Annotated in this window: 8 protein-coding genes and 2 pseudogenes; 4 read left to right on the top strand and 6 right to left on the bottom strand. The window is 45.9% G+C overall.

What is annotated here, in order from left to right; all coding sequences use genetic code 11:
- Positions 1-8: 8 nt before the first annotated feature.
- The 4 genes and pseudogenes from DW083_RS11850 to murI all read left to right on the top strand — a co-directional run bounded on the left by DW083_RS11850 (position 9) and on the right by murI (position 4,931).
- Positions 9-2,701, top strand: a pseudogene (locus DW083_RS11850) (outer membrane protein assembly factor).
- Between the two features lie 214 nt (positions 2,702-2,915).
- The gene (locus DW083_RS11845) at positions 2,916-3,431 is read left to right on the top strand and encodes an OmpH family outer membrane protein (RefSeq protein ID WP_115501110.1); all 516 of its coding nucleotides are present in this window, start codon (positions 2,916-2,918) and stop codon (positions 3,429-3,431) included.
- Between the two features lie 71 nt (positions 3,432-3,502).
- Complete coding sequence (locus DW083_RS11840) at positions 3,503-4,000, top strand: OmpH family outer membrane protein (RefSeq protein WP_115501111.1); 498 nt, start codon at positions 3,503-3,505, stop codon at positions 3,998-4,000.
- Between the two features lie 97 nt (positions 4,001-4,097).
- The gene (gene murI, locus DW083_RS11835; RefSeq protein WP_122332498.1) at positions 4,098-4,931 is read left to right on the top strand and encodes a glutamate racemase; all 834 of its coding nucleotides are present in this window, start codon (positions 4,098-4,100) and stop codon (positions 4,929-4,931) included.
- A 15-nt stretch (positions 4,932-4,946) separates the two neighbouring features.
- On the opposite strand, the gene DW083_RS11830 is transcribed toward murI, so the two are convergent.
- From DW083_RS11830 to DW083_RS11805, 6 genes and pseudogenes are all read right to left on the bottom strand, one after another.
- Positions 4,947-6,074, bottom strand: coding sequence for a metallophosphoesterase (locus DW083_RS11830; protein WP_122332497.1), 1,128 nt, complete (start codon positions 6,072-6,074; stop codon positions 4,947-4,949).
- Positions 6,075-6,082: 8 nt separating this feature from the next.
- Positions 6,083-7,174 (bottom strand): metallophosphoesterase, encoded by a 1,092-nt coding sequence (locus DW083_RS11825; RefSeq protein ID WP_122332496.1) that lies wholly within the window; start codon positions 7,172-7,174, stop codon positions 6,083-6,085.
- Positions 7,175-7,392: 218 nt separating this feature from the next.
- Positions 7,393-10,086, bottom strand: a complete 2,694-nt coding sequence (locus DW083_RS11820) for a sugar-binding domain-containing protein (RefSeq protein ID WP_122332495.1) — start codon at positions 10,084-10,086, stop codon at positions 7,393-7,395.
- A gap of 11 nt (positions 10,087-10,097) precedes the next feature.
- Positions 10,098-11,236: pseudogene (locus tag DW083_RS11815) on the bottom strand (glycoside hydrolase family 130 protein).
- A 63-nt stretch (positions 11,237-11,299) separates the two neighbouring features.
- The gene (locus tag DW083_RS11810) at positions 11,300-11,995 is read right to left on the bottom strand and encodes a DUF3823 domain-containing protein (RefSeq protein ID WP_233547655.1); all 696 of its coding nucleotides are present in this window, start codon (positions 11,993-11,995) and stop codon (positions 11,300-11,302) included.
- A gap of 22 nt (positions 11,996-12,017) precedes the next feature.
- Positions 12,018-13,865, bottom strand: a complete 1,848-nt coding sequence (locus DW083_RS11805) for a RagB/SusD family nutrient uptake outer membrane protein (protein WP_122332493.1) — start codon at positions 13,863-13,865, stop codon at positions 12,018-12,020.

The following is a 13,865-nucleotide window of genomic DNA, read 5'->3' as shown; positions in this document are numbered from 1 at the left end:
GCTGTTATATGTACAAAAGAATAGTGCTGTTTTTTATTTTTCTGGGATTTGCCTGCGGGGCATTCGCTCAGGAAACTGACACTACCAAGGTTGAAGAACCGGCAGATGTGCCGGTCATTTCTTATTCGTCACCTCCCAAGAAGTATATCATCGATAGTATTCGGGTGACGGGGATTAAGAATTATGATGATTTCGTGTTAATCGGTTTTTCCGGCTTGTCGAAGGGTGATGAGATCACCGTTCCCGGAGGAAGCGAAATCACAACAGCAGTAAAGCGTTTCTGGAAACACGGTTTGTTTTCCGACGTGAAAATCTTGGCGACTAAGATTACCGATGATAATAAAATCTGGTTGGAAATCCAGTTGAAGCAACGTCCGCGTGTTTCACAAGTGAACTATCACGGCATCAAGAAGGGGGAACGCGAAGATCTGGATGCCCGTCTGGGATTGCGTAAGGCTATCAGATAACGCCGAACGTGATCGACCGTGCTACCACTCTGATCAAGAAGTTCTTCGATGGAAAAGGTTTTAAGAACGTGGAAGTCGAAATTGTTCAGAAGGACGACCTGGCACATGAAGGTGAAGTTATCGTCGATATCAATATCGATAAGAACGAAAAGACTAAGATCCACCAGATTCATTTCGAAGGGAACAGCGCTTTGTCTGACCGTGACTTGAAAAAGGCGATGAAGAAGACGAACGAAAAGTTTAGTCTCTACAATGACTGGAAGAGCAGTATTCTGGAAGCTTTCAGCACAAAGAAGTTTACATCGGAAGAATATGAAAACGATAAAAAACACATTATCGAGAAATATAACGAAAAGGGATATCGTGACGCCGTTCTGGTGGAAGACAGCGTTGTGAACTACAATGATAAACGTGTAGATATATTCCTGAAGGTTGAAGAAGGTGACAAGTATTATCTGAAAGATATATCTTTTGTCGGTAATACCAAGTACCCGGCGGAACAGTTGAATTATATATTGGGGATGAAACCGGGAGACGTTTATAACCAGAAAAAACTGAATGAACGGTTGACTACGGACGATGATGCCGTTTCTAACCTGTATTATAACAATGGTTATATCTTCTTTGGCGCCGATCCGGTGGAAGTGGATGTCGATAACGACTCTATTTCTTTGGAAATCCGTATCCAGGAAGGACCGCAGGCTACTATCAACCGTGTTATCATCAATGGTAACGACCGCTTGTATGAAGATATCGTTCGCCGTGAGCTTCGTACGAAACCGGGTATGTTGTTTAGCCGCGAAGACTTGATGCGTTCAACCCGTGAAATTGCGCAGATGGGACACTTCGACCCGGAAAACCTGGTACCGCAGCCACTGCCTGATCCTGACAATGGAACGGTGGATATCCAATATAACCTGGTATCTAAAGCAAACGACCAGATCGAGTTCTCCGCCGGTTGGGGACAAACGGGTGTGATCGGTAAGTTGAGTTTGAAGTTTACGAACTTCTCCATGAAGAACCTGCTGAATCCAAGTACTTATAAAGGTATTATCCCGCAAGGTGAAGGACAGACGCTGACACTGAGCGGCCAGACTAACGGACGTTACTATCAGGCCTATAGTATTTCATTTATGGATCCCTGGTTCGGAGGCAAACGCCCGAATACCTTGTCTGTAAGTGCTTATTTCTCCAAACAGACCGATATCAGTAGTAATTATCTGAGTAATAATAGTGGTTATGGTGGTTACGGTGGCTACGGTGGTTATCCTTACTACGGAGGATATGGCGGATATGGTGGTTACGGTTACGGCGGTTATGGTTATGGCTATAATTATGGCAACTACGAGTTGGCATACGACCCGGATAAGTCGATTATGATGTTCGGACTTTCTGCCGGTTACGGTAAACGTTTGAACTGGCCGGATGACTACTTCCAGTTTATGGCAACCTTGAACTATCAGTTGTATATGATGAAAGATTGGGATTACTTCCTGGTAAATAATGGTAACTGTCATAACATCAACCTGGAGTTGAACTTGCAGCGTAATTCTATCGACAACCCGCTGTACACACGTAAAGGTTCTCAGTTCATGTTCTCGGTAGCGGCAACTCCGCCCTGGTCATTGTGGGATGGCAAGGATTATAAGAATATGAGCGATCAGGATGAAGCCAAGTTCCGCATGATCGAGTATCATAAATGGAAATTCAAAGCGAAGATATTCTCTCCGTTGGCTCCGTTGACAGTGAAACGTACGCCGGTATTGATGTCACGTGTTGAATACGGTTTCTTAGGTTCTTACAACAAGTATAAGAAATCTCCGTTTGAAACCTTCTATATGGGTGGTGACGGTATGAGCGGTTACTCCAGTACATATGCAACCGAAACGATCGGTTTGAGAGGTTATGAAAACGGTAGTATTGCCGGTAATGGCGGATATAACTCTTACGGTTATGCTTATTCACGTCTGTCGATGGAGTTGCGCTATCCGTTCCTGTTGGAACCGTCGTCAACGATCTATGGTCTGGTCTTCGTGGAAGCCGGTAATGCATGGGTTGACCTGAAAGACTTCAATCCGTTCCAGTTGAAACGTTCTGCCGGTGTCGGTGTTCGTATCTTCCTCCCGATGATCGGTTTGATGGGTATTGACTGGGCTTACGGTTTCGATCGTCCTGACGGAAGTTCTCAGAGAGGTGGTAGCAACTTCCACTTTATTATCGGACAGGAATTTTAAAGAGTTGAAAGTTGAAAGTTGAGAGTTGAAAGTTAATAAGAAAAGGCAAGCGGGGTTGAATCCGGTTGCCTTTTCTTGTATTTGGGCTTTTCCTCTTTTGTTTTTCAAGTCTGTTAAATTGTTAATTGTCTCTTATTAATTTTCAATTTTCAATTCTCAATACTCAATTCTTTTATCTTTGCAGTCAGAAGGTAAAACTATAAATGACATGTGTATGAAAAAGATTATTGCCTTAAGCTGTTTGTTGTTCCTTTGCACATTTGCGGGACACGCACAAAAGTTTGCTTTAATAGATATGGAATATATCCTGAAAAACATTCCGGCTTATGAAATGACAAATGAGCAGTTGAGCCAAGTCTCCAAGAAATGGCAGAACGAAGTGGATGCGATTCAGCAGGAAGCGCAGAACATGTATAAGACTTATCAGAGTGATCTTGTCTTCCTCTCTGCCGAGATGAAGTCGAAACGGGAAGAAGATATTGTCAAGAAAGAACAAGAAGCGCAGGATTTGAAACGCAAATATTTCGGTCCGGAAGGCGAGTTGTATAAGAAACGTGAAAGTCTGATGAAGCCGATACAGGATGAAATCTATAATGCCGTCAAGGAGATATCCGAAGACAAAGGATATCAGATGGTGATGGACCGTGCTTCGTCGATGAATATCATTTTCGCTTCTCCGAAGATCGATATAAGCAATGAAGTCCTGATAAAATTAGGATATTCAAAATAAATGCTTACATTTGTGCGCTTTAAAGACGTAAATATGAATATGATTAATAACAAGTAATATTTTATAGGAAAATGAAGAAACTGATTATTTTTTTGTTGATGATGCTCCCCTTGAGTCTTTTCGCTCAAGAATCTAAGATCGCTGTTGTAAATACACAGGAAGTGATCCAGGCTATGCCGGAATTTGCTGATATGCAGAAAAAAATGACTGACTTAGAAGCAAAATATAAGAATGAAATGCAAGTTATGAATGAGGAATACAATAAGAAGTATGCTGATTTTATAGCCCAGCAAGATTCATTGACAGAAAATATCAAGATGAGAAGAATGCAGGAATTGGAAGATATGCAACAGCGTACTCAGAACTTCGTTCAGATCTCACAGCAGGATTATCAGAAGCAGCAGGGTGAATTGTTCGCTCCGATTCAGGAAAAACTGAAAAAAGCAATTGATGCGGTCGGGGCTGAAAAAGGATATACCTATATTTTGGATCCGCAGATTGTGCTTTTCAGCGGAAACTCTGCTATCGATGCAACTCAGTTTGTAAAAGCTAAGTTAGGTATTAACTAATTAAATAGCTACGATACATAACAAAGGATGCCTCTCTATGAAAGGCATCCTTTGTTGTCTCTATATAATTCATAATTTATAATTCACAATTCCTTCCATGTTTTCATCAGCTCCAGGCCCAATAGGTATTTTCGACTCCGGTTACGGAGGGCTTACCATTTTCGACAAGATTCGGGAAGCAATGCCCGGATATGATTACATCTATCTGGGAGATAATGCCCGTACGCCATACGGACCGCGTTCGTTTGAGGTCGTCTATCGCTTTACGCGGCAAGCGGTAGAAAAGCTTTTCGATGAAGGCTGCCAGCTTGTAATATTAGCTTGTAACACCGCATCGGCAAAGGCATTGCGTACGATCCAGCAGAAAGACTTGCCGCTGTGGGACCCGAACCGTCGTGTCTTGGGTGTCATACGGCCTACGGTGGAGCTGATAGATCAGATTAGCACAAGTAAACATATCGGCATTTTAGGAACGAATGGGACGATTTCTTCCGGTTCATATTCCATGGAAATAGAGAAGATGTTTCCGCATATCACGGTAACGGGAGAAGCTTGTCCGATGTGGGTGCCGCTGGTCGAGAATAACGAGTTTGATTCGCCGGGAGCCGATTACTTCGTTAGGAAACACCTCGAACATATCCTGCATGTCGATCCGGAGATCGATACGCTGGTTTTGGGCTGTACTCACTATCCTTTGCTGATGAATAAGATCCGTGCTTTCCTGCCCTCCGGTATTACTCTGTTTGCACAAGGCGAATATGTGGCTGCGAGTCTGAAGGACTATCTGCGTCGCCATCCCGAAATGGATGCGCGGTTGACGAAGCAAGGACAATGCCGCTTCCTGACAACCGAATCCGCCGCCAAGTTTTCAGATGCCGCTTCCGTCTTTCTCAGTCATTCGGTGGAGGTGGAACAGATCTCGATCGATTGAGTGGGTGGGGGATGGTTATTGAGCAAACTTGATATGCAGGACAACCATTTCCGATACAGTCCCGACCCGATAAGGCGGTCCCGCTATCCCGATGCCGGAAGAGACGTAAAACTGCGTCGGCCCTTTTTTATGGTAACCGTACGGGCATTCGTAGATCAGCTTCATCAAGAGCGGATAAGGCCATAGCTGGCCGTTGTGCGTATGTCCATGCAAACCTAAATCCACACCGTTCATCGCCATCTCGGCAAACGACCAGGGCTGATGGTCCAACACGATGATCGGTTTAGTCGTATCGAGTCCGGCCATTAGCGTGTGCAGCGGCTTTCTTTTCTTATTGATATAGTCGTCACGTCCGATCAGGTAAAACGAAGAATCCGGACTGGCGACAGAATCGACCAGAAGCGTTGCTCCCGTTTTCTTCAACCAGCGGTATTTGGCCATACGGTTGGCACGGTATTCGTGATTCCCATAAACGATGTAGACCCCCAACGGAGCTTTTAACTGCTTTAAATCGTCCTCTATATGAGCTTTTTCGGCAAAACGCGACTCGTAATCCATAATGTCGCCAACCAGCACGACCATATCGGGATGCTGTTCATTGCTCATCTTCACATAACGTTGTACCAGTTTTTTCCCGATAACCTCCCCGATATGCAGGTCGCTCATCATGACAATCTTCATGCTGTCGCGATCACTGCTTCCTTTTGGAAGGGTGATATATATGTTTTTGACTATCGGGTGGGTTACGACATGATAGGCATGGAACATCAATCCGGTGACAAATGCGATAATCACGAAAAACAGAGTCAGCTTCGTTTGCTTCCAATGACTCGTGATCCAGCCGGGAAACCAGTGGAAAAAGCGGTTGCTAAGCCGGAGCACTTCCAACAGCAGTAGGGAAAGAGTGATGTAGAGGGAAGCAATATACCAAGTGTTGCAAATATACTGGATCGTGATCATGACCTGGTCCGGCAGTACATTGCGGAATGCAAATCCGAAGAAGAAGAGTGATAATTCAAGGACAAAAAGCAAGATGTAAGGAATCCGCCAGCTCTTTTTAGGCGGAATAGCCTGATACCCTCTCCAGAAGATGTAGGGATTCAGTAATATCTGTGCAACTATCGATTGAATAAAAACTCTCATTTAGCAAACTATTTGCAGGTAATCTCGAATACGACCAGTTCACTGTCGGTGCCGATCCTGAAAGGAGGCCCCCAAAGCGACAGTCCGGAGGAAACATAAATATGGCTGTTTCCCCATTGGCGGTAACCATGACTCTGTTCGAATATGTGATCGGTGATCAGGCTGATCGGCCATATCTGTCCGCGGTGCGTATGTCCGCTGAACTGGAGGTCGACGCCGGCATTTTCTGTTTCCGACAGGTTGTATGGTTGATGATCCAAAAGAATAACAGGTTTTGCCGGGTCAATGTTTTTCGTCAACTCTTGAAGAGATAACCGGGATTTGTTGCTGCGGTCGTCACGTCCGACTATCTGTATGCCGTTGGGCAACGTCACGACTTCGTCTTGCAACAGGCGGATCGGTGTCTCTTTTATGAACTGTACGCTTTTCCGTATGCCGCTGATATATTCGTGATTGCCGGGTACCATATAAATGCCCAGCGGGGCTTTCAGCTCTGCCAGTTCTTCCATCATTTTTTCTTCATACAGAGGTACGACGCTGTTGTCGATCAAGTCACCCCCGATTAAGATCAAGTCCGGTTTCTGCTCATTGATCATCCCGACATATCGTTTTAGTTCTTCCTTGTCCGTCCCGTAGCCCAAGTGGATATCGCTGACGGAAACCACTCTCAACGGTTGTTCGTTATTAACCGGCTGCTTGTTGATAACCATGTTGATAACTTCCGTTTTCGGATGTTGATAATTATAATATCCGTAGCTTAACAGGCTAAGTGTCAGGAAAAAGGAAATATAGAACCCGTATTTGCACGGGAAGTTGAAAAGCCGGAATATGTCGAATACCATTAGGAACAACACCATGTAAAGCGTGAAGACCAGCCAGCCGCTTCCGATTTCGTGTGATGTATGGGCCAGGACAACCGGAAGCTTTACGTTCCGAGCCAGAAAACTGCCGAAGAAAGACAGTGCCCCACACCAAAAAAGTATGGCCAGCAGAACTTTAACACCGAAAGGCTGAGCTACCAAAGCCTGCGCCCCTCTTCTGAATATATATAAGTTTCCAGCAAGATAAATACTAATGAGGACAACGAAAAATGTCGGCATAGTTGTAAATTTTCGGCAAAAGTACGGAAACAATTTAAGTTATAAGACAAGTGGGGATTTAAAAAAATGTAAGGATAAGGTGTCTACAACTGAAGTGGCTATTCGGAGAAAAATTATACCCTATTAGAAAAATGCCGGCATCTTTTAGAAAAGCGGTCGGCATTCTTTGGGAAAGCGGTCGGCATCCTTTTTTGAAGGGATGCCGACCGCCAAATCTATCATTTACATTTGTAAGTCGCCGCCTTAACATTCCAGCCCTTCACGACGAAGAGCGGTTCTGAAGGCATATCGGCCGTTGCCGTTTCGATGATGACCGTTTGGCTTTCTCCCGGCAAGAGCGAGAAGAAGTTATCGGTATAGAAACTGGGGCGTACCGGCTTTTTATTCTGATCCAGCAATTGAAGCTGAGTAAAGAATGCGATCGTCGAAGAGGTATTCTTTATTTCTGCTTTTATAAAGTGCCGGTCAGCTTCCTGATAAGCCTTGTAAGTCGTTTTCAGCTGGACTTGTTTCAGCTTCGACAAATCCTCGAAACCGGATGAAGTCGGGCCGGTCAGTGTCTTACGGCCTTCATACTTATCGTTGGAACGCCAGTAGAAGGTGTTCGCCACTTCCTTACCTTTTTCATTATACAGGCGCAGTTTGATGAAATGAACCTGTGTGATGTTCTGCGGGAAGTCGATCGTGAAAACGTCGTTTACAACACCGTCTTCCGGTATGTCGATAACCTGCGACTTATTCCATACTTTCTTGCTGTTGAGGTCATACACTTCAGCTGTGACCTTATAATTCTTGAAAGCCTGGTAGTAGTCGTTGCAGACGGAAACCGTATTTTTCAGATAATCGAATTGCGCATGGAGCGGTTCCAGCGCATTCTGTGTATGGTAAAGCGATGCTGTAGGCTCCAGCGAATAGTCCCACATACGTGCGCAGACCTGGCTTATGGGGCAGTTATGATACCAGAACAGAAGTCCCGATGCATAGCGGTCGCCATATCCTAACTTGTTATAGTTCCATACTTCCCAGATCGATTTGGAGTTCATGGCACCAACAAACTGGCCTTTAGTCGCAAACTCTTCAATGGAAGAGGAAGCGCCGTAGTTGTTGGTCAAGTCGGTGTACATGGTCGACATCAGGTGGAAGCCGCCGCCGTCATGATAGTCCCAGACCTCCTTGTTGATCGGCCAGAGATCCTTTTCGTCCATCACTTCCCGAAGGGTTTCGACAGTCGGGATCGTCGGTGCGCCATATTCCGGGTTGAACCCGTCGACACGGCTGCCGCGTTCCGAGGCGGTGTTTTCGTAATGCTGCATCGGATTAACCTGTTTGTATGGGCTTCCGTCGTGTACGCCGTCACATTCCGACTGCATCTGGTAGCCACGTGTGCCGTCCAGTGCCATAATCATGTCTTTCGCTCCCGGCATTTCCGTACTTTCGTTCGAGGAAACATAGTAGGCCAGCGAAGGATGATTGCGCAGGCGTTTGACGGTTGCTTCCACATTGCTCAGGTATAAATCTTTATCTTGCGGATGTTTGGTGTCGCCTGTCATCCAGAATTCCTGCCAGACAAGCAGTCCCATTTCGTCGCAGAGCTGGAAGAAATAGTCCGATTCGGCAATACCGCCGCCCCACATACGGATCAGGTTGACACCCGATTGTTTCGTGTAGCGGAGTTCTGCATACGTCCGTTCGTCCGAAGTGCGAAGCATGCCTTCCGGAATCCAGTTGGTTCCCCGGATGAACAGTTTCTTTCCGTTGACATAGAACTGGCGGGATTTATCCGGCGTGTTCTGGTCGGAAGTGATTTCGCGGATACCGAAACGTGTTTTTGTCTCGTCGGAAACCTTTCCGTCTACGGTTACGGTCAGCTTCAGTTCATACAGTTCCGGATTCCCTTTGAAGAGCGGCCACCACAGGCGGGGATTCTTGATCGTAAGCTGCGGAAACTCTTCGGGGGTGAAACTGACAGTCTGTGTCTCGCCTCTGAACAGATTCAATTCTTTGCTGAATGTGATGTTTTCACCGGCGATTTCACCTTTGACGGTACATTTGACATTCCCTTGCGTCGGGTTCACAACCTCTACACTGACTGTTTCCTTTGCCAGGTCATATCCCGGTTTTGCCAGATCCGATTTGATAAACGGATGGCGGAGAACTGCTTTGTCTGTGGCGTAGAGGCTGATATTTTTCCAGATACCGGTGTTGCGGTCGCGGATACCGTCGTTGAACGTGAAGTCCCAGCCCACGCTCATCAGCATGGTGGTGTTCAGTCCGATGTTCCCGTCTCCACCGTTGTGGAATTCGCCGACGGCTCCCCAGCGTTTCGGCTTGATCGTACCCGGCATATCGACCGGATAGACTTTGATAGCCAGCGCGTTCTTGCCCCCGATACGGGCGAAATCGGTGATATTGATATAGTCCGGTTTGAACATTCCGGACATATTGCCGAGCAGATAACCGTTCACCCAAATCTCGGCGCGGTAGTTGATACCGTCAACCTGGAGCCATACGATTTTGTCCTTGTAGCTTTCCGGCACATCGAACTCTGTCCGGAACCAATAGGTGTAGAAATCGCGTCCGGCCTTTGCCAGGTCCGGGATGATGTTCTGATCCAATTTGTTGTTCATTCCGTAATAGGGCTCCGGATAAACCTTGTTGTGGACGAGCGAGTTCAGTACCGTACCGGGCACGATTGCCGGCATCCAATCTCCGGTCTGGTAACCCGGTTGTGAGATTTTCTCCGCCGGATCTTTGGCTTCTCCGGCTTTATACATCTGCCAGTTGAAGCCTCCGTTATGTCCGTCTTTCGAGTCCAGATAGATTTTTTCCGGACTGCGATAATAATTGGGTGTCTGAGCCTGCACAAAGCAGACAGACAGAAGTAAGAATATTCCTGTAATAATGCTTTTCATGATTTACTTATTTAATTCGGAATCGGATCTCCTGGTGTTTTCTTTGCCGGGTCATAAACGGCTACGCTCACCTGTGAGTCTGCACATCCGTAATAGAGATACCATTTGTTTTTAAAAAAGACCAAACCTTCGATAAAGACTGTCCCGTCGACATACTGACCGCTCTTTTCAAACGACTCCATCGGACGGAAGAAAGGGACGTCGAGGCGTTGCAGCACTTTCATCGGTTCTTTCGGATCTGTCAGTATCTGGCCGGCACAATAGGCGCCTGCCGTGAAACGTTTGTCGCGCTTGCTGTCGTTATTCTGGTTTTTACCGTTGTAAAGCAACAGGATGCCTTTGTCTGTCAGGACTGCAGGAGGGCCGCATTCCGTCAGGGCGCTGTCGAAGAACTGCGGACGTGGTCTGATGACGGCTGCCAGTTCGTTCTTCTCGTCCAATATCGGAGTCCAGTTCACAAGGTCGTCTGAAGTAGCTGCTGCGACCATATGTTCTCCCCAATACATGAAATATTTCCCGTTTATTTTAGCTAATACCTGCTTGCCGTCCTTTATTTGTGTTACCATCGAGCCGGATTTGCAGGCCATGTCTTTGAAACGTCCGTTGTAGGCTTTTGCAAAGCCGGTCCGTGTTTTTCCCATTTGACCAGATCGCGGGATGTGGCGATGCACAGGCGCGGCACTTTCCGGTTCCAGGCAGTATAAGCCATCACATACAGGCCGTCTTCCGTCATCGTGACGCGCGGATCTTCACATCCTCCCGGCCATTCGAATTCTTTCGCATTATCATTATCCGGATACATGACTGGCGTTTTCCGGCGTTGTACATGAATGCCGTCTTTAGACTCAGCCAGGCCGATGCGGGAAGTCCTTTTTCCGATACCTGTGGCCGAATTGTCTTCCGCCCGGTAAAGGACATAGATCTTACCGTCTTTGACGGTTGCTGCCGGGTTAAATACATCACTTTCTTCCCAGTTCATTTTTTTACCCTGCATGGGGCAATCGAATTGGCTTGCCGGGTTCGGTGTGATAATCGGATTGACTTTTTCAGGTCTGACAAACCCGCCTAAAGCCCAGTCCGGTAAATCATTTTGGCTATACCCGAGTAGAGGTAAAACAGCCAGACTGATGAGTAAGATACTTCTTTTCATGTTCTAAAGAATAAAAAGGGCACAAACATCCGGTTAAAACCGGATATCTGTGCCTTAGGTTATTTATTGTACAGTTGTTTCGATGATGGTACTATAGTTGATCGCATTTTCGGTCTTGGCACCGACGCGCACATATATTTTATTACCATTTCCCTGTATCTTGTACAGATTGTCCTGGTAATTCTTATCGTTCTCCAAATCGAAGACGATAGTACCTTCGTTTCCGCTGACTGTTTGCTTGCCAGCCTGGTTCGCACTTCCGTTATCGACACCCGGTGCAAAGTTCCAGTAGCCGTACACTTCGGATACGTTAAAGCTGCTGTTGGTCGGAGTCACCTTGTAAGTGATGGTGATCTTTTTGCCGGAAGCCTGTGCTGAAGCTGTGATTCTGGCATAAGGCGTTGCCTTCAGATCCAGGGTTGTCTGTCCTTTTACCGTGATAAACTCTTCGCACGGAGAAACGAACGGACCGTTTACGATAATCTTATAATCGCAGTTGAACAGCTTTGAGTTTTCATATGTCCCATCCAGCTTTGCATAGAAATCGACAGACTGTGTCGCATCCGTATTCTGCTCGAACATATTAATAATAACACCGGTAGAACCCTGAACCGGCAGTGGTATCGGTTCGTTGGTCTCTGCATCCAGGATTTTTCCTTTGATACCTCCGTTTGGAGCATCATAATTATCCAGATCACTCAAACAGCTTGTGAAGCATAATGAGCAAACGGCCATCAATAATAAACTTATCTTTTTCATATCAAATTTCTAATTTAGATGATTAATTAGTAAAGCCCGGATTCTGAATCAGATTCGGATTTGAATTCATATCGTCCTGATTAATCTTGGTATAATAGTTCTTTTCAAGGAAAATACGCAATTGCTTGGGTGAATTATAACCTCTTTCAAATACATATTTATCGTCACGAATATCACGCCAAGGATACAGGGCAGTACCTCTGAATCCATTCAATCCGCCTTGTTTTGCATCCAGATGAGCAATTCTCCAGCGTTTCATATCCCAGAAACGATGACCTTCGAATGCCAATTCCACTCTGCGTTCGTGGCGTACCTTTTCCATATTGATGCTTGACAATAAGGCGATACCGGCACGTTCGCGGATTTTGTTGACAGCTTCCAGCGCTTCCGAAGAATTGTTCAGCTCCATCGCAGCTTCCGCCAAATTTAGGTAAAATTCTCCTAAACGGAAAACCGGCCAGGGAGTTTCTGACTTACCCATGTTCATATCAGTCAACGTTTCGTCCCAGAATTTCTTCTGATAGAAGCCTGTTTTGGAAGCGTCACCTGCATCAGCGCCACCGTCTTTTCCGGATGTACTGTATGTTACACCATTGATTTCAATTGTGTTACCGCCGTCAGGCTGGCTTGTTGCCGGATATCTTTCGTTATCGGAAACGATAATACCTCTCATCCATTCGATCTCGGTAGTCTGGCAGGGTGAACCTGGCATATAAACAGAGGCGAAGAGGCGGGGATCTTTATTCGTAAAGACATCATAAGGCTTGTCATAACGGATCGGTTTGCCATTTTCTTCCAGTTTCAATGTACCTTCGGAACCATCTATATATTCGTAAGTCTCAACCATTTCTAAGGTCGGAGCGATACCGCAACCCCAACCACCTGCGCGGTAAGAGAAAGGTGCGTTACGTTTGTCCCAGTCATGTCCTTTGCCACCGGCAACATTATACTGTTTCTGGAAAATATATTCTCCGTTGTCTCCATTGCCTTTCAGGAACATATCGCAATAGTTCTGAGCCTTGTTATCCGGCTTTTTGTTGTACAATGTATATTGGCCGGAATTGATGATCGCTTTGGATGCATCATAAGATGTCTGGAAAAAGCGGTCTGCTTCGGAAGAAGGGATTCCTACGAGGCCATCCAGCTGTACCGTTCCGTAACGGGCGATTGAACCGGCATATAAGGCTGCACGTGAACACAATGCCAACGCTACATATTTATTGGCACGGTATTTAGCATCAGCACCTCTTGTTTCGGGAAGATCCTGTGCGGCTTCCTGGCTTTCTTTCACAATGAAGTTGTAGATATCCACTTCCTTGTCGCGCGGAACCATTAATGCCTCCAGGTTATTCGGGTCATACACCTGCGGTTCTGTGATCAGAGGAACACCGCCATAACGTTTTACCATTGTGAAATAATGGAAAGCACGAATGAAGCGGGATTCTGCCAAAAGTAACTTCTTTTCTGAATCGGATAATGACGTCGCTTCTTCCAACTGGCTGATAAAGTCGTTGCAGTTTCGTATGAATTTATAACGATCGGAGAATTTCTGTTCAAACAGGGCATCTTCATACGTGTATGTCGCATTCCCATTATCGAACATCGGGTCTTTCTGGAAAGAACCCTGTGCTTCGTCAGACATGGAAGAGGCGTTTTGCAGACGCCATGCGTCACGCTGCCAGTAATTGAAATCTTCCAGGTTCATGTTGTCGTACAGGTTTACCATTACGCCGTTGATCAATTTAGGATCTTTCCAAACCTGTTCAGGAGTGATGATGTCGAAAGCCTCTTTTTCAAGATAGTCAGAACATGCTGTCGCTCCTAACAAAAGTAATCCGCATCCAATGTTTCTTATAATTGTTGTATTCAT

This window comes from Parabacteroides sp. AF48-14, from assembly GCF_003477465.1.
Lineage (GTDB): Bacteria > Bacteroidota > Bacteroidia > Bacteroidales > Tannerellaceae > Parabacteroides > Parabacteroides acidifaciens.
Note: the sequence above shows the minus strand (reverse complement) of the source record. Positions and strands in the feature narration are given on the sequence as shown.

Excerpts from the sequence above, each read along its gene's own strand:
- DW083_RS11845 (WP_115501110.1), top strand. The coding sequence starts at position 2,916 with ATGAAAAAGATTATTGCCTTAAGCTGTTTGTTGTTCCTTTGCACATTT.
- DW083_RS11820 (WP_122332495.1), bottom strand. The coding sequence starts at position 10,086 with ATGAAAAGCATTATTACAGGAATATTCTTACTTCTGTCTGTCTGCTTT.
- DW083_RS11830 (WP_122332497.1), bottom strand. The coding sequence starts at position 6,074 with ATGAGAGTTTTTATTCAATCGATAGTTGCACAGATATTACTGAATCCC.
- DW083_RS11825 (WP_122332496.1), bottom strand. The coding sequence starts at position 7,174 with ATGCCGACATTTTTCGTTGTCCTCATTAGTATTTATCTTGCTGGAAAC.
- murI (WP_122332498.1), top strand. The coding sequence starts at position 4,098 with ATGTTTTCATCAGCTCCAGGCCCAATAGGTATTTTCGACTCCGGTTAC.
- DW083_RS11840 (WP_115501111.1), top strand. The coding sequence starts at position 3,503 with ATGAAGAAACTGATTATTTTTTTGTTGATGATGCTCCCCTTGAGTCTT.
- DW083_RS11810 (WP_233547655.1), bottom strand. The coding sequence starts at position 11,995 with ATGAAAAAGATAAGTTTATTATTGATGGCCGTTTGCTCATTATGCTTC.
- DW083_RS11805 (WP_122332493.1), bottom strand. The coding sequence starts at position 13,865 with ATGAATACAACAATTATAAGAAACATTGGATGCGGATTACTTTTGTTA.